This is a genomic window from Methylorubrum sp. B1-46 (assembly GCF_021117295.1).
Lineage (GTDB): Bacteria > Pseudomonadota > Alphaproteobacteria > Rhizobiales > Beijerinckiaceae > Methylobacterium.
In genome coordinates this window covers 1729165-1744225 of record NZ_CP088247.1, presented here as the reverse complement: position 1 = coordinate 1744225, position 15061 = coordinate 1729165, and the positions used below count along the sequence as shown (strand labels likewise).

16 protein-coding genes are annotated in these 15061 nt (G+C 67.2%); 5 read left to right on the top strand and 11 right to left on the bottom strand.

The genetic code is table 11. The annotated features are described in order from the left end of the window. Positions 1-69: 69 nt before the first annotated feature. Positions 70-1854 carry a gamma-glutamyltransferase gene (ggt, locus tag LPC10_RS08180; RefSeq protein ID WP_231346249.1) on the top strand — a complete coding sequence of 595 codons (1785 nt, stop codon included), beginning with the start codon at positions 70-72 and terminating at the stop codon, positions 1852-1854. A 173-nt stretch (positions 1855-2027) separates the two neighbouring features. Continuing rightward, positions 2028-2819, top strand: coding sequence for a 1-acyl-sn-glycerol-3-phosphate acyltransferase (locus LPC10_RS08175; RefSeq protein WP_231346248.1), 792 nt, complete (start codon positions 2028-2030; stop codon positions 2817-2819). A 142-nt stretch (positions 2820-2961) separates the two neighbouring features. Here the strand turns inward: LPC10_RS08175 and LPC10_RS08170 are convergent, their stop codons facing one another. The 4 genes from LPC10_RS08170 to LPC10_RS08155 form a co-directional block, all read right to left on the bottom strand. Continuing rightward, the gene (locus LPC10_RS08170; RefSeq protein WP_231346247.1) at positions 2962-3408 is read right to left on the bottom strand and encodes a SocA family protein; all 447 of its coding nucleotides are present in this window, start codon (positions 3406-3408) and stop codon (positions 2962-2964) included. Position 3409: 1 nt separating this feature from the next. Beyond that, a complete protein-coding gene (locus LPC10_RS08165; RefSeq protein WP_231346246.1) occupies positions 3410-4324 on the bottom strand; it encodes a hypothetical protein in 915 nt (304 codons plus the stop codon). 230 nt (positions 4325-4554) lie between these two features. Further along, entirely contained in the window at positions 4555-5241 is a 687-nt protein-coding gene (gene metW / locus LPC10_RS08160) for a methionine biosynthesis protein MetW (RefSeq protein WP_231346245.1), read from the bottom strand. 5 nt (positions 5242-5246) lie between these two features. Beyond that, the gene (locus LPC10_RS08155; protein WP_231346244.1) at positions 5247-6464 is read right to left on the bottom strand and encodes a homoserine O-acetyltransferase; all 1218 of its coding nucleotides are present in this window, start codon (positions 6462-6464) and stop codon (positions 5247-5249) included. A gap of 689 nt (positions 6465-7153) precedes the next feature. Here LPC10_RS08155 and msrB point away from each other — a divergent pair. Together msrB and msrA are read left to right on the top strand one after the other, a co-directional pair. Next, positions 7154-7657 carry a peptide-methionine (R)-S-oxide reductase MsrB gene (msrB, locus tag LPC10_RS08150; protein ID WP_231346243.1) on the top strand — a complete coding sequence of 168 codons (504 nt, stop codon included), beginning with the start codon at positions 7154-7156 and terminating at the stop codon, positions 7655-7657. A 41-nt stretch (positions 7658-7698) separates the two neighbouring features. After that, positions 7699-8445, top strand: coding sequence for a peptide-methionine (S)-S-oxide reductase MsrA (gene msrA / locus LPC10_RS08145; protein WP_231346242.1), 747 nt, complete (start codon positions 7699-7701; stop codon positions 8443-8445). A 40-nt stretch (positions 8446-8485) separates the two neighbouring features. Here msrA and bfr read toward each other — a convergent pair whose 3' ends face one another. From bfr to LPC10_RS08125, 4 genes are all read right to left on the bottom strand, one after another. Beyond that, positions 8486-8983: a bacterioferritin gene (gene bfr / locus LPC10_RS08140; protein WP_108939513.1), complete on the bottom strand. Its 498-nt coding sequence runs from the start codon at positions 8981-8983 to the stop codon at positions 8486-8488. A 44-nt stretch (positions 8984-9027) separates the two neighbouring features. Next, a complete protein-coding gene (locus LPC10_RS08135) occupies positions 9028-9297 on the bottom strand; it encodes a bacterioferritin-associated ferredoxin (protein WP_166058948.1) in 270 nt (89 codons plus the stop codon). Between the two features lie 366 nt (positions 9298-9663). Then, positions 9664-10527: a universal stress protein gene (locus LPC10_RS08130; RefSeq protein WP_231346241.1), complete on the bottom strand. Its 864-nt coding sequence runs from the start codon at positions 10525-10527 to the stop codon at positions 9664-9666. Positions 10528-10637: 110 nt separating this feature from the next. Further along, on the bottom strand, positions 10638-11699 hold the full coding sequence (locus LPC10_RS08125) for an acyltransferase (protein WP_231346240.1): 1062 nt from the start codon (positions 11697-11699) through the stop codon (positions 10638-10640). 200 nt (positions 11700-11899) lie between these two features. Here LPC10_RS08125 and LPC10_RS08120 point away from each other — a divergent pair, with 200 nt between their 5' ends. Then, the gene (locus LPC10_RS08120) at positions 11900-12610 is read left to right on the top strand and encodes a DUF4142 domain-containing protein (protein WP_231346239.1); all 711 of its coding nucleotides are present in this window, start codon (positions 11900-11902) and stop codon (positions 12608-12610) included. Positions 12611-12803: 193 nt separating this feature from the next. Here the strand turns inward: LPC10_RS08120 and LPC10_RS08115 are convergent, their stop codons facing one another. The 3 genes from LPC10_RS08115 to LPC10_RS08105 form a co-directional block, all read right to left on the bottom strand. Further along, positions 12804-13490: a carbonic anhydrase gene (locus LPC10_RS08115; RefSeq protein ID WP_231346238.1), complete on the bottom strand. Its 687-nt coding sequence runs from the start codon at positions 13488-13490 to the stop codon at positions 12804-12806. A gap of 238 nt (positions 13491-13728) precedes the next feature. Then, complete coding sequence (locus LPC10_RS08110) at positions 13729-14265, bottom strand: NUDIX hydrolase (protein WP_231346237.1); 537 nt, start codon at positions 14263-14265, stop codon at positions 13729-13731. Positions 14266-14277: 12 nt separating this feature from the next. Further along, positions 14278-15042, bottom strand: a complete 765-nt coding sequence (locus tag LPC10_RS08105) for a DUF429 domain-containing protein (RefSeq protein WP_231346236.1) — start codon at positions 15040-15042, stop codon at positions 14278-14280. Positions 15043-15061: the final 19 nt, after the last annotated feature.

The window sequence follows — 15061 nt, the reverse complement described above, 5'->3', positions numbered from 1 at the left end:
GCACGCGCGCGCCGCGTCAGGCGCAGCAAGCCGCATGGCCGCGCCTCGCATTTGCGATAAGTTCGGGCCATGAATCCGACCTCGTCCGCTCGCGTCGCCCTCGCGCTTGTCCTCGCCGCCTCCCTCGCGGGGCCGGTCCAGGCCCAAGCGCTGGCCCAAGCACCTGTCCAAGCACCGGCGGTGCCGCCCGCGCCCGAGCCGCCGCCGATCCAGTCGGACGAGGCCCGCCTCCTGCCCGTTCTCGCCAGCCGCGGCATGGTCTCGTCGCAGGACGCGCTCGCCACCCGCGTCGGCGTCGAGATCCTGCGGAAGGGCGGCAACGCCGTCGATGCGGCGGTGGCGGTCGGCTTCGCGCTCGCCGTCACCCTGCCGCGGGCGGGCAATGTTGGCGGCGGCGGCTTCATGATGGTGCATCGCGCGACGCCCAGGGAAACGATCGCGATCGATTACCGCGAGACCGCCCCGGCCGCCGCCACCGCCGACATGTTCCTGACCCCGCAGGGCGAGCCCGACCGCGCCGCCTCCACCCGGTCCGGCAAGGCGGTGGGCGTGCCCGGCACGGTGCGGGGCCTCGCCGAGGCCCACCGGCGCTACGGCTCGGGCAAGCTGACGCTCGCCGAACTGATCGCCCCGGCGGAAAAACTCGCCCGCGACGGCATCCCGGTCGAATCGGGGCTCGCCGACTCCCTGCCGCGGGCCTCGGGGCTCCTCGGGCAGTGGCCGTCGAGCCGGGCGGTGTTCTTCGACGGCGACCACGTCCTCACGCGCGGCGCGACGTTGCGCCAGACCGATCTCGCCGACACCCTGAAGACGATCGCCGAGCGCGGGCCGGACGCCTTCTACGAGGGGCCGATCGCCGAAAAGATCGCGGCGGCGGTGCAGGGCGCGGGCGGGATCATGACGCCGGCCGACCTCGCCGCCTACCGGCCGGAGATCCGCACGCCGGTGCGCGGCACCTATCGCGGTTACGAGATCGTCTCGATGCCGCCGCCGAGCTCCGGCGGGGTGCATCTGATCGAGATCCTCAACATCCTGGAGGGCTACGATCTCGCCGGCATGGGGGCGGGCAGCGCGCAGGCGCTGCACACGCTGGCCGAGGCGATGAAGCCGGCCTATGCCGACCGGGCCACCTGGCTCGGCGACCCTTCGCGGACCCAGGTCCCCGTCGCAGGGCTCACCGCCAAATCCTACGCCGCCGGCTTGCGCGAAAAGATCGATCCGGAGCGAGCGAAGACCGCCGCCGAGGTGAACGCCGGCAACCCGCTGCCGTACGAATCCGACCAGACCACGCATTTCTCGGTGGTGGACGCCGAGGGCAACGCCGTCTCCAACACCTACACGCTGAACTTCTCCTACGGGATCGGGCTCGTCGCCGAGGGCACGGGAGTGCTGCTCAACAACGAGATGGACGACTTCTCCGCCAAGACCGGGGCGCGCAACGCCTACGGCCTCGTCGGCGGCGAGGCCAACGCCGTGGCGCCGGGGGCGCGCCCGCTCTCCTCGATGACGCCCACCTTCGTGTTCCGGGACGGCCGGCTGTTCCTCGTCACCGGCAGTCCGGGAGGCAGCCGCATCATCACCACCACGCTCCAGGTCATCGTGAACGTGCTCGATTTCCGCATGAACCTCGCGCAAGCCGTCGCGACCCCACGCATCCACCACCAGTGGCAGCCCGACGTGCTGATGGCCGAGGAGGGCATCTCGCCCGATACCCTCGCGCTGCTGCGGGCCAAAGGCCACAATGTGAAGGTCGGCGCGACCTCGGGCTCGGCCAATTCGGTGATGGCCGAGGACGGCCTGTTGGCCGGCGCGTCCGATCCGCGTCAGCGCGGGACCTTGGCCGAAGGATTGTGAGGGGCAGGCCCTGAACCAGGGCTCGGCCCCGGGCCCGCGAAAAGGCTCGCCTTCTCGAAATCCGGACTGTTGCGGGCGAACGGACGGGCAGGCGGCGACGGGTTTCCGCAGAGCGACGGTGGGCAAGCGCGGGCACCCGCGATAAAGGAGCGGCACTCTCACGCGGACCACCGATGCTCCTCCTCCGCTCGCTCGCCTTCAACCTCTCGTTCTACGTCGCGACCGCTCTGATCGCGATCCTGGGACTGCCCGCATTCGTCTCGCGCAAGGGCGTGATCCGGGTGGCGCAGTTCTGGGGCCGCACGGTGCTGTGGTTGCTCCGGGTCGTCGGCGGCACGCGGGTGGAGTTCCGCGGCCTGGAGAACATTCCGAAGGGTCCGCTGCTGGTCGCTGCCAAGCACCAGTCGGCGCTGGAGACGCTGGCGCTGACGATCCCGTTCGATGATTTCGGCTACGTGCTCAAGCGCGAGCTGATGTGGGTGCCGGTGGTCGGCTGGTACTTCGCCCGAGGCGGCATGGTGCCGATCGACCGCTCGAAGGGCACGCGGGCGATGGCGGCGATGAACAAGGCGGCGGCGCAGGCGATCCGCGACGGGCGCCAGCTCATCATCTTTCCCGAGGGCACCCGCCGCCCGGCCGGCGCGCCGCCGGCCTACAAGCAGGGCGCCTCCCACCTCTACACCGCCTTGAACGTGCCGTGCCTGCCGGTGGCGCTCAACACCGGGCTGTACTGGCGCCGCAGGGGCTTCCGCCGGATGCCGGGCACGACGGTGATTGAGTTCCTGCCGGTCATTCCGCCGGGCCTGTCCCGCAGCGACTTCCTCAAAGAGGTGCAGACGCGGATCGAGACGGCCTCCGACGCGCTGCTCGCCGAGGGCCGGGCCGACCTCGCCCGCCACGGCTACCCCGTCGCCGTGGCGATGGGCGGCTCGACGCCGGCCGCGGACACCACGGAAGGACTTTAATTTATCTCAAGTATTGATAGAAAGGGATTTTAAAAATAACTGCGCTCTTCTATTGAGTATCGTGGCATACATTTGATCCGCATCAAACTTGATATTTAAGTATAGTCTTGATATAAAAAGTTTGATTAGATCCGACTGTCTTTCACGCCCCGACTCTCTCGCGAGCCTTACGGAAATCTTTTTTGTATATCTCGGCAAGAGCAGGTAAATTCAAGCTTTGCTCATTGCTTTGCCGAACCATAGGATAAGTCGAAAGTATCAAATCTAGTAATTTTTCATAGTTGTAATGCATATAGCTTTTCTTTATATTTTCCAATATCATTGCACTCTCAGTGTCAATCTTGCTAGTTACTGAATTAGGAGCCCCATGCGCTAGGGAGTTTCGGTATGTCACGATCTTTGCGAAGAGGTCTCTAGAGAAAGGCCCCCATTTCAGCCGCTTCCAATCAGATCCTGATATCGTTGATCCACGCTCGATGGCCGATTTCCAGTCAGCAAGATATATCAGAAATATTAACTTAGGATAATCATGCACACTGATATGCTTGTCAACATCAAGGTGCTTGAGCAGATCGGCCGCCTGTTCCATGTCAGAGTCCCTGCCTCATAGCATTATCCATAGAAGGGACGTGATGTTCAAGGGCCAGCAAAAAAATGGCAAACGGAGAAAAACGAGCTTCCATCATTTCTCTATTCAAATGGTTAAGAGACTTAATGCCGGTACTTTCAATGCATACAATCGCAACCGGCTCGCCAAGGCCACCATCTTTAATTGATAACGCACGATAACATCTCGACTTCATATTAAATCTATTAGCAGTTTGTACTGGTATCCTAAATTTTCTAAGCTGCTCATCCGCATATTTCTTCCGTCGCGCGTTATTATCTGCATATGAAACACCTAGATCGGCTTGAAACCACGATCTCTCAAAGGCTTTTTCTAGTATTCCTTCCTGCCTAGGATAATAATTTCTTCCAATCCTCCTGTAAGATTGATTGGTTGAATACCTACCGATTAAGAAAAAGTGATCTTCTGAAACCTTGTATATCGATATTCTATCTTCCTCCTTCAGACCCAATTCCGCCGCCAGCGTCTTTAATATTAAACTGAAGACCTCGAAAGTATTTACTGTCTTCAGGCTTAGATCTGAGGTGATTTCTGTATTGAATTCATTGAGCTGAGAGATTTCTTCGGATTTTATTTCTAATTCTCGCGAAAGCTTTTCGATCTCATCCTTATCCTTGTAGCCAATGTATGCACTAAAAGAGGACGCTAAAATTCCAACAGATATCATCCACCCTTCTATCCTGTAGAACATAAATTCAAAAACGCCGGTCGTGCAGAAATTACCTTCGCCGCATACTTTAGAAAAAACGGGGCCCGATGTGGCATTCGTTATAACTCCGCCAACACCGGCAAAAATGACACCTATTACTCCAACAAACCAAGAGTTCTTAAGAAACAAGTCTCTGAGGATGCGCAAAAACGCATTGATTATACTCATGAGTGGTGAAGTCGTATACGAGTGTTGTCTGTTCTGGCTAGAGGCAACGTTACATGCGCTTCGATACGTTAGGTAGGAGAAATAAACTCCTTTTGCCGCGCAACGGCTGAGCGCGACAATTTCGTCACGCTGCTGACTGCACTCACGACCAACTTGCTGACATAGCGAGCATTATGCACTCGGGCAGGAATTCTTCATGAATCAAGCCCCACCCTGCGGAAGCAATCCACTCACCCCCGCCTGCCGCGCCTGAGCAAGAACACCCCCTGCGCGCCGATCAGGTTCCAGAACCACCACGGCATCGAGAAGCGCATCGGGCGCCCCCGCGCGTCGAGAGCGGTGGCCTTCTCGATGCGGGCGCCGACGTCGCGGCAGAGGCCGACGAAGTCGCGGATCGTGCAGTGGTGGATGTTGGGGGTCTCGTACCACGTCTCCGGCATGATCTCGGTGACGGGCATCCGGCCGCGGAAGGCGAGTTCGGCCCGCACCCGCCAATGGCCGAAATTTGGGAACGAGATGATGACCTGCCGCCCGATCCGCAGCAGGTGCTCCAGCACGATGCGCGGGTTGCGGGTCGCCTGGATGGTCTGGGACAGAACCACCACGTCGAAGGCGTCGTCGGGGTAGTTGGCGAGATCGGTGTCGGCGTCGCCTTGGATCACCGGCAGGCCGCGGGCGAGGCAGGCGTTGACGCCCTCGCGCGACAACTCGATGCCGCGGCCATCGACGCCGCGCCGGTCGCGCAGCAGCGCCAGCAGCGAGCCGTCGCCGCAGCCGATATCGAGGACCCGCGCCCCCGGCGGCACGAGGCCGAGCACGACAATGTGGTCGATGCGCGCCGCGCCCTCGCCGCGGGGCAGGGACTCGGCAGCGTCCCACGGCACGCCGGAGGCGGCGTCTGTGAAGCTCTCGCTCATCGTGTCTAGAGTCCTCGGGCGCGGGCCGCCGCGTCGATGAAGCCTTGTGCCGCGGAGAACATCGCCGGCTCGTCGAGCAGGAAGGCGTCGTGGCCCTTGTCGCTCTCGACTTCGACGAAGGCGACGGGAGCCGCCACGGCGTTGAGCGCGTGGACGATGGCGCGGGAATCGGCGGTCGGGAACAGCCAGTCCGAAGTGAAGGACATCACGCAGAAGCGGGTTTTGGAGCCGCGGAAGGCGTTGGCCAGCACCCCGCCATGGTCCTCGGCGAGGTCGAAATAGTCCATCGCCCGCGTGAGATACAGGTAGGCGTTGGCATCGAAGCGCTCGACGAAGCTGAGCCCCTGGTGGCGCAGGTAGCTCTCGATCTGGAAATCGGCGTTGAAGGAGAAGGTCGGCGCCGCCCGGTTCTGCAGGCGGCGGCCGAACTTGCGGTGCAGGGCCGGCTCGGACAGGTAGGTGATGTGTGCGCCCATCCGCGCGACGCCGAGCCCCTTGGCCGGCCGCGTGCCGGCTTCGAGGTAGCGCCCGTCGGCCCAGGCGGGATCGGCCATGATCGCCTGCCGGCCGACCTCGTGGAAGGCGATGTTCTGCGCCGAGTGGCGCGCGCCGGTGGCGATCGGCATCGCCGCAAAGACCCGCTCGGGGAAGAGCGAGGCCCATTGCAGCACCTGCATCCCGCCCATCGAGCCGCCGATGCAGAGGAACAGGTCCGAAATGCCGAGCCGGTCGAGCAGCATCGCCTGGGCGCGGACCATGTCGCGGATCGTCACCAGGGGAAAGTCGAGCCCGTAGGGGCGGCCGGTCTCCGGATTGAGCGAGGCGGGCCCGGTCGAGCCCATGCAGGAGCCGATGACGTTGGAGCAGACGACGAAGTAGCGGTTCGTATCGACCGGCTTGCCCGGCCCCACCAGCGTCTCCCACCAGCCGGGCTTGCCCGTCACGGGGTGGGGTTGGCCGAAATGTTGGTCGCCGGTGAGGGCGTGGCAGATCAGAACCGCGTTCGAGCGGGCGGCGTTGAGGGTGCCGGCGGTCTGGTAGGCGATCTGGAAGGGTCCGAGGCGCGCGCCGGAATCCATGGCCAGCGGCTCGTCGGCGGAGAACAGCATCACCGGGCTGCGCGGGTCGGAGGCCGGCGAGGCCTCGTAGACCGCCCGGCGCGCGCTCTCCCGCCGGACGGTCTCGGCGTCGCGCTCGGCGTTCGGGGTGAGGGTGGAATCCATGGTATGTCCCGGGTGCCGGCCCTGGAACCGGTCCCGAGCGGCCCGGCATCGACCGTCCCGCCAGTCGTGCGGGCGGTCACGGTTGCACCCGAGCGCGTACCTTGAGAGCCTGTCTTGGCCGGCTGACCCAAGGAGGTAATGTGCACATCCCCGAGCGTCAACGCGCCGGGGTGCGGCGACGCGGCGGGCGGACCGGACGACGGTGCCGCGGCGCACATGCCCTCGGCTCCGGTTCTCCGCCGCCACGAACGGTCCCGCCGCGGAGCGGACAGCGAGCCGGCATCGAACGCGCTCGACGGGACATGGCCGCGAGCGGCGAGGTCTTGGGGCGGGCCGAACCCGGCCGCGCGCTCCGCGATGACGCCGCCGGGTTTTACCGCAAGGACCGGCGCAACCCTAACGGATGTCAGTGCGGGCCAGGCGGCTGCGCCTTAACGCTGCTCCTGCCTCGGATGTCCCTCCGAGGATGTCATACACCAACCCTCCTCGCCCCGCGCCTTCACCGGCCGCGGGGTTTTCTTTGTTCTTTTCGCACCCGTGTCAGTGAGGCCGCCCGCATCCCTGCACGGAGACCTGCGGCGGTTCGTCTTCGCGGCGGCCGAGGCCCTTCCGTGCTATCGATTGCGCGCGATTGATGATCCTTTACTCGCCGCCCGCACCGCCGGGCCTGATCGGTCGGAGTTCCGCGCATGAACCGCCGCCAGACCTTGCGAGCCGGCGCCTCGTTGCTCGGCCTGCTCGCCGCCGCCCGTCTCACGGGCCTATCGGCTTCTCCCGCCGTCGCGGCAGGCTTCGAGATCGAGAGATCCGAGGCCGAATGGCGCGCGCGGCTCTCGCCCGAGGCCTACCGGGTGTTGCGCGAGCACGGCACCGAGCGGGCCTATACAAGTCCGCTCAACGGTGAGAAGCGCGCGGGCCGCTTCTCCTGCGCCGGCTGCGACCTGCCGCTGTTCTCCTCCAAGACCAAGTTCGAGAGCGGCACCGGCTGGCCGAGCTTCTTCGAACCCCTTCCCGACGCGGTCGGTACCCAGGTCGATACCGCCTACGGCATGCGCCGCACGGAGGTGCATTGCCGCCGCTGCGGCGGCCATCTCGGCCACGTCTTCGAGGACGGACCGAAGCCGACCGGCCTGCGCTACTGCATGAACGGCGTCTCCCTGCGCTTCGAGCCCGCCGCCGACGGCCCGGCCTGACAGGCGGGCCGGAACAAGGACCACATCCGAGGAGCACGACCATGACGCGCGAACGCTTCCGCCCGCGGGCCTCCTACGTCATCGGCGGTTTGGCCGGCCTCACCCTGCTCGCCGGCGCGGCCCTGCCCCCGATCTCCGCTGCGGCGGAGGAGGGCGGACGGCGCCTGCCCGAGGCGGCGGTCACGGCTCGGGCGCCAGCCGGGGATGAAGCGAAGGGCGGCGCGAACCTGCGCACGGCGACCTTCGCCGGCGGCTGCTTCTGGGGCGTGCAGGGCGTGTTCCAGCACGTGAAGGGCGTGAAGAACGCGGTCTCCGGCTATGCCGGCGGCACGCGGGCGAGCGCCCGTTACGACGAGGTCGGCACCGGCCGCACCGGGCACGCGGAAGCGGTGCAGGTGACCTACGATCCGGCGGTGGTGCGCTACGACGAGCTGTTGCAGATCTTCTTCTCGGTGGCGCTCGATCCGACCGAGGTGAACCGGCAGGGTCCGGATACCGGCCCGCAATACCGCTCGGCCCTCTTCCCCGCGGATGCTGAGCAGGCGAGGGTGGCCAGGGCCTACATCGCCCAACTCGATGAGACGAAGGCGTTCTCGAAACCCATCGCCACGAAGATCGAGTCCGGCGCCTTCTACCCGGCGGAAGGCTACCACCAAGATTACATGACGCTCCACCCGACCAACAGCTACATCGTCGCCAACGACGCGCCGAAGCTGCGGGACCTGAAGACGCTGTTCCCCGAGCGGGCGAACGCGCAGCCGGTTCTGGTCGGCCGCCCGCCGGTCTGACCGGGGCTCCCCTCCCCGCGCGGGGAGGGGACAGGAAGGATCACTCCTTCTCGGGCGCGATCTGCTCCAGGCCGCCGACATGGCGCTGGGCGTAGAGCGGCAGGCCGATCTGGCCGATCAGGTCGAGCTGCGTCTCAAGGAAGTCGATATGGCCTTCCTCGTCCTCAGCCAGATCCTCGAACAGCCGCTTGGAGACGCGGTCGTTGATCGAATCGCAGTACTTGGCGGCTTCGAGATAGAGCGCGCGCGCCTCGTTCTCGGCGGCGAGATCGCACTCGATAATCTCCTGCACGTTCTGGCCGATCCGCAGCGGGTCGAGCTCCTGCAGGTTCGGGAAGCCGTCGAGGAACAGGATCCGGTCGATGAACCGGTCGGCGTGGTTCATCTCCTCGATCGACTCCTTGCGCCAAAACTTGGCGAGGTCGACGTAGCCCCAATCGTTCAGCAGGCGGAAGTGCAGCCAGTACTGGTTGACGGCCGTCAGCTCGCTGCGCAGGCCCCGGTTCAGATACTCGATGACCTTGGCATCGCCCTTCATCCGTCACTCTCCTCGTGAGGCGTCGGGACGAGCGACCGCTCGTCTCAGGCTGCGACGCCCTCCCGCTCCCTTGTAGTTTGGAATGATCCCAAACTGCAAGACGCTTCGCACGTGGTCGAGCAAGCGTGAGCGGGCGCGGCCTCATCCATGGCCTTGCGCAGGATCGAGCGGATGGTGCGGGCGCAGCGACCGCATTTCGGGCTGCAGCCGAGGCAGCCATAGACCTGGGCCGGAGTGCGGGGACAGCCCGGACCCGGTTGCAGGCACGCGCGCACCTGTCCGTCGGAGAGGACGTTGCAAGAGCAGACAATCATGCGGGCGATCGCAACCTGTCGTGCCTGTCGGAAATGCTGGCCCGTGAGAACCGGCGGAGCCCGAAGCCTTCCGATCATTCGCGCCGCTCAAAGCCACCGGAAACCGGCCGATTTGAGGCGATCGCAGATTAGAATGATTGAAAACTTCAACCTTTTCAGGAATTTAGCGATCGAAGTCGGTCCTGGCAACTCCTGGCGGGCCCAATTGAATACGGCACAAGCCTTCGCGGCAGCCGACCGCGAAACCGCATCGGCGCCCTTGAGTCGGCTCACCGCTCGATCGAAGCGTCGTCGAACGTCCTCACCGGACACGCGAAATTCGCGCAGGCCCGAACGCTGCGCTCGTGGAAGCGCGAGCGCCGCTCCTCAGTGCGCCATCAGCACCGGCACGGTCGCATGCGACAGGATGTGGCTGGTCGGCCCGCCGAAAATCATCTGGCGCAGGCGGCTCTGGGTGTAGGCGCCCTTGATCAGGAGGTCGCAGCCGAACGACTCGGCGGTGTCGAGATAGAGTTCGCCGGGGGTGCGGCGACCGGCGGGCAGCGCCTTGTGCTCGGCCTCGATCCCCTCGCAGGCGAGCGAGCGGGCCACATCCTCCGCGCTCGGACCCGGCACCATTCCGCCCTCGGCGCTGAGCACGAGCACGCGCCGGGCCCGGCGCAGGAAGGGCATGGCGAAGGCGATGGCGCGCGCCGTCTCGGTCGAGCCGTTCCAGGCGATCAGGATCGCCTCGCCGAGGCAGGCGGGGGCGGCAGGCGGCGCCAGCAGGATCGGGCGCCCGCTCTCGAACAGCGCGGTCTCGAAGGTGGTCATGCGCGGCGCGCCGTCGTCGGCGCCGGGGCGCCCGACGACGGTCGCCGAGAACAGCCGCGCGTACTGGCCGAGGAAGGCGTCGCCGGGCGGCACGTCGGGCTGCCAGCGGTAACGCGGCCCGGCATTGGCCACCGCATCCGGGGCGCAGGAGGCGCCGGGCTCGCGCCGGGGCAGCCCCGCCGCCTCCATCGCCGCGACGAAGCGCTGACCCGCATCCTGCGCCTCGGCTTGGTCGGCCTCCTCGTCGCGCAGCCACGTCATGCCGCCGACCATGTCCACGGGGACGTACTCGGCGAGCGCCGGGCGCAACGACACGCCCTCGATCAGGCTGCCGAAGCGGCGCGCCACCAGCACCGCGGTGGCGAAGACCGAGGGCAGGGCGTCGTGGAGGGTGACCGGAACGAGCAGGGTCTTCATGGCCGGCCTCCGAATACGGCGAGGAGCGACAGGGCGATGTCGGGCGCCAAAAGGCTAGATCGAAACGGCGCCAGGGAAAACCGCGCGGCAGTCCGTCATCCCCGCCCGCGTCATCGCTCACGCATCACCGCGCTTTCCGGCGCCTCGGCCGGGCGGGCGGGTTCGAGCCGGCGGCGCACGAGGCGGGTCAGCGGCCGCTCCACCCAACGGTGGACGAGGAGCGCCGCCGGCAGGGTCAGCACGACCATCAGGACGAGGCTCGGCCAGGGGCCGAGCGGGGCCGCGAGACCGGTGCGCAGCAGCCCCTCGCGGACCGCCCGCAGAACGAAGGGATGCAGCAGGTAGAGCGCGTAGGAGGCATCACCCAGCCGCTCCGCCGCACCGAGGAGGCGGGCGGCCTCGCCACTGGACACGGATTCGGGCCGGTCCCGGCCGAGCACCGCCGCCGCGACGAGGAAGGCCGCGGGCAGCCCCCAGGCGAGGAGGCGGACGCCCGTCTCGGAGGGAGCGAGGGCGAGGCCGAACAGGCCGGCCGCGGCGAGCGCCGCCCGGGACGGCGCGTGGAGGCGAAACCCTTCCGCACGCAGAAGGCCGAGGCCGGCGCCGAAGGCGAATTCGAGCACGATCGGGTCGGACCAGAAGGCGAGGGGGACCGGCGGCGCGGGGATCCAGAGCCCGGCAAGCGCGACGAGCGCCAGGGCGCCCACCAGCCACGCCACGGCCCCGCGCCGGGAGAAGCCGAGGCCGAGGGCGAACAGGGCGTAGAAGGCCATCTCGTAGTTCAGGGTCCATCCCAGACCGTAGAGCGGCAGCACCGCGCCGTCGGGCCGGGCCATCGGCCAGAACAGGAAGGAGGCGAGGATGCGCACCGCGTCCGGCGGGCCGCCCTCGCCGCTGAGCAGGGCGGGCATGGCCAGACCAAGAGCGAGATAGAGCCCGGTCACGAGCCAGTAGAGCGGCACGAGCCGGGCGATGCGGTGGGCGAGGAAGCGCCGGCGCGCGCCCGGCTGGCCGTAGAGCGGGCTCGCCGCGTGGACGATGATGAAGCCGGAGATGACGAAGAAGATATCGACACCCGCCGGCCAGGGCAGCCCATTGCGCGGAATGAAATCAGCTCCCGTCCGCCCGGCCAGGATTGCGGCCTCGTTCTGCGCGTGATGAACGACCACCATCAGCGCAGCCAGGGCACGAAGCCCTTGGACGAGGACCAGTTTTCCCCGGATGGGGTCGGAAGGAAAAAGCTTAATCAAATTTCGGGAACCAGCTTGGAAGGTCGTCGTTGACGCGTCGAAGTGATCTTCACGGCCTCGACCGGTGCATTCGGTTGTCGAGGCCAGTCCGCATGTCGGCAATCCGATATTTGAGGTAAGGTATGCTGAAGAAATACGCTGCTGCGTCCGCTCTCGTCGTCGCCATGGCGACCCCCGCTTTCGCCCAGGTCGGGGGCGATTTCCGCCTGGACGCCATGCAGGCAAATGCCTTCGAGATCCAGTCCGCTCAGATCGCGCTGCAGAAGAGCCGCAATCCGGCGGTGCGGGCCTATGCCCGCGAGGCCCTGCGTGACCATCAGGCCGCTAACGTCGCCCTGGCCGGCGGCGAGCGCAACTACGTGGCTGCCCGTCAGGCCGGCCCCGGCGGTCTCGTCGGCGGCTTGGTCGAGGCTCCGCTCGCCATCGCCGGCGGCGCGGTCGGTGCGGCCACGGGTGTGGCCACCGGCGTGGTCGGCGGCACCCTGCAGGGCGGCCCGGTCGGTGCGATCGAAGGCGCCGGCGCTGGCCTGAGCCGCGGCGCGGCCGCCGGTGTCCGTGCGTTCGACCCGGATACCACCGCGGGCACCACCGTGGTGCAGCCGAACCCGCAGCAGCAGCAGATGCTGGCCGAGCTGAACGCCACCCCGCCCGGAGCCCGCTTCGACCGTCTCTACGGCCAGCAGCAGGTGATGGCGCACCAGATGTCGATCGGCATGACGCAGTCCTACGCCCAGTCCGGCCCGAACCCGGCCCTGCGCAACTACGCCCAACAGGCCCTGCCGGTGCTCCAGCAGCACTACAGCATGGCCCAGCGCCTCCCGGGCGCCCGCTAAGGCGACGTCCCTCCGCTCATGGGGGTTGAAGGCGGCGGACCGGAAGGTCCGCCGCCTCTTTTCGTGCGCGTGTCTCATGAACGAGTTACGGGCGCCGCGCGCCTATCGCGGCTGACGAATACGAAAACGGCGCCTCCAAAATCGGAGGCGCCGCGGGTTTGTCGGAAGCCGTTGGACGCGGCCGCGAGGCGTCTTACGCCTGGGTGCAGCCGATCAGGGCGGAGGCGGAGAGCGTCTGACCGTCGCGCTCGACCACCGACTGGAACTCGCCGGTCTTCGGGTCACGAATGCGCAGCTCGCCGGTGACGATGCCGAAATGCGCGCCGTGCAGGTGCAGCCGGCCGGCCTCGACGGCCTCGCGGATGAAGTCGAAGGTCATCAGGTTCTCGAGGCTCTGGGCGACCATCGCGTATTCGAGGCGGGTGAGGAAGCCTTCCTTCTCCGGGGTGTCGCCGGCCTCGCTGAGCTTCTTCTTCGCCGGCTCGACCAGCGAGACCCAGCGGCCGATGAAGTTGCCGGACGAGAGCGGGTCGGCGCCGAGCCCCGCGGCCTTGATGCCGCCGCAGGTGGCGTGGCCGAGCACGACGATATGCTTCACCTTCAGGGCCTGGACCGCGAACTCGATCGCCGAGGAGGTGCCGTGATAGGCGGTGTCGTGCTCGGCGGGCGGCACGATGTTGGCCACGTTGCGGATCGTGAAGATCTGGCCAGGCCCCGTGTCGAAGATCACCTCCGGGGCGACGCGGCTGTCGCAGCAGCCGATCAGCAGCACTTCAGGCTCCTGGCCTTCCTTGCCGAGCGTCTCGTACTTGCGCCGCTCGCTCGGGAGCCGCTCGCCGAGAAAGCTGCGATAGCCATCGGTCAGAACCTGCGGGAACATGGGCGGTTATCCTTTCATCCTTGCTGTCGTGGGACGCGCTAACCAAACGATCTGACGCTCGAAATCCATCCCCTCCGGCAGATGCGCTTGCGCACATCCTGAGTAGCGGGCGCGATTCCATGGCGCGCCTGAAAGGGCCGGATCGGACACGATCCTGCCGACGACGCGTCAGGCGCCGGGCCTGCACGCGTCGGCAGACCTCGCCGCGAATGGCGGCGGGCCTCCCGCGCGAAAAGGCTCAAGCGTTCTGCCAGTCGAGGCGGACGGGCTGGTCCGGAACGTCGCCGGAGGCGATTCGTTGCGCCAACTCGGCCAAGCCGGCGGGCTCGATGCGCTCGGCCGAGGCAGCAAGTTCGGCGAGCGGCCACCAGCGGGTGCCGCGCACGGGGTTGTCCTCGGTTTCGGCGAGCCGGCTCGTATCGACGGCATCGCTCGCGAGCCGGACCACGAAGTAGCGCTCGCGGGCCCAGCGCGGCTTGCGGAATAGGTGGAACGGCCCGTCGCAGACGGCGACGCAGGGGCCGAGCTCCACCTCCGTGACACCGATCTCCTCCGAGAGTTCGCGCCGGCACGCGGCCTCGTGGCTCTCGCCCGGCTCCAGCCCGCCGCCGGGCATGAACCAGAAGCCGCGGGCCTCGGGCCTCGCCGGATCGATGGGACGGGTGGCCTCGTACTCGATCAGGAGCAGGCGGTTGGCGGGGTCGAAGACCAGGGCGCGGGCGATGTCGCGCTTCGGCAAGTCTGCGGGCAGGCCCGCGTCGGGGCGGTCAGTCACGGGCTCAACTCCTCACGGCATGGGGGCCGGATCGGGGCGATCAGGGGCAGCGGGCGCCCAGATCACGATCGGCAGACCATAGCTGTCGCGCTCGATCGCGTTGGGAAGCGGCTCGGCCCGGTCCGCCGCGATGTCGCGGGCGACGACGAGGGCCGCCATGGCGTCGAGGTGGTCGTCGGCGCCGATCCCCGCCGGCGGTGCCGATCGGACCAGCGCCTCGGGCAGCCCGGCAGCGATCAGCAGCGCCCGGCGCGCGGAAAGCCCTTCGAGGCGGGCCGGGCCCTTCTTGCCCGCGGCGAGACGCCTGTCACCGTTGAGGCGGAAGAAGGCGACCTCCGGATGCACCTCGTGCAGGCGCGTCGCGAGATCCGGCCGCCCGCGCAGCAAGTCGTCGACCTCGCGGACGTAGCGCAGGATGTTCCAGCACTGGATCGAGGGCGCGAAGGGTGGCTCGGATCCAGCCCGCGACAGCGCCTTGGCCGCATCGTAGCTCGCGGCATAGACCGCGGCGCGGGGCGGCACCGGGAAGACGCTGGAACGCCCCGCCCCGAGAAACGCCCGCGCCGCCCGATCGGCGGAGCGCCCGCCACCCCTCACCCGGTCGGGCAGGCCGATCGGCACGTCGATGCCGGCGCAGACCGGTGCCTCCGGCCCGCCGAGCAGATCGATCACCCGCCGGAAACGGGCGCAGCGCCAGCGCGTGGGGGCGTCGAGATCGATCAGGGCACCCGCCCAGGCGCCGCGGCACCCGTCCAGCCCCGCTACCCAGCGCGCCATCCGCTCGTCCCCCCCTGAT

What these genes read in the sequence shown, in the direction of transcription:
- ggt (WP_231346249.1), top strand. Translation starts at nt 70, where the DNA reads ATGAATCCGACCTCGTCCGCTCGCGTCGCCCTCGCGCTTGTCCTCGCC.
- LPC10_RS08175 (WP_231346248.1), top strand. Translation starts at nt 2,028, where the DNA reads ATGCTCCTCCTCCGCTCGCTCGCCTTCAACCTCTCGTTCTACGTCGCG.
- LPC10_RS08170 (WP_231346247.1), bottom strand. Translation starts at nt 3,408, where the DNA reads ATGGAACAGGCGGCCGATCTGCTCAAGCACCTTGATGTTGACAAGCAT.
- LPC10_RS08165 (WP_231346246.1), bottom strand. Translation starts at nt 4,324, where the DNA reads ATGAGTATAATCAATGCGTTTTTGCGCATCCTCAGAGACTTGTTTCTT.
- metW (WP_231346245.1), bottom strand. Translation starts at nt 5,241, where the DNA reads ATGAGCGAGAGCTTCACAGACGCCGCCTCCGGCGTGCCGTGGGACGCT.
- LPC10_RS08155 (WP_231346244.1), bottom strand. Translation starts at nt 6,464, where the DNA reads ATGGATTCCACCCTCACCCCGAACGCCGAGCGCGACGCCGAGACCGTC.
- msrB (WP_231346243.1), top strand. Translation starts at nt 7,154, where the DNA reads ATGAACCGCCGCCAGACCTTGCGAGCCGGCGCCTCGTTGCTCGGCCTG.
- msrA (WP_231346242.1), top strand. Translation starts at nt 7,699, where the DNA reads ATGACGCGCGAACGCTTCCGCCCGCGGGCCTCCTACGTCATCGGCGGT.
- bfr (WP_108939513.1), bottom strand. Translation starts at nt 8,983, where the DNA reads ATGAAGGGCGATGCCAAGGTCATCGAGTATCTGAACCGGGGCCTGCGC.
- LPC10_RS08135 (WP_166058948.1), bottom strand. Translation starts at nt 9,297, where the DNA reads ATGATTGTCTGCTCTTGCAACGTCCTCTCCGACGGACAGGTGCGCGCG.
- LPC10_RS08130 (WP_231346241.1), bottom strand. Translation starts at nt 10,527, where the DNA reads ATGAAGACCCTGCTCGTTCCGGTCACCCTCCACGACGCCCTGCCCTCG.
- LPC10_RS08125 (WP_231346240.1), bottom strand. Translation starts at nt 11,699, where the DNA reads ATGGTGGTCGTTCATCACGCGCAGAACGAGGCCGCAATCCTGGCCGGG.
- LPC10_RS08120 (WP_231346239.1), top strand. Translation starts at nt 11,900, where the DNA reads ATGCTGAAGAAATACGCTGCTGCGTCCGCTCTCGTCGTCGCCATGGCG.
- LPC10_RS08115 (WP_231346238.1), bottom strand. Translation starts at nt 13,490, where the DNA reads ATGTTCCCGCAGGTTCTGACCGATGGCTATCGCAGCTTTCTCGGCGAG.
- LPC10_RS08105 (WP_231346236.1), bottom strand. Translation starts at nt 15,042, where the DNA reads ATGGCGCGCTGGGTAGCGGGGCTGGACGGGTGCCGCGGCGCCTGGGCG.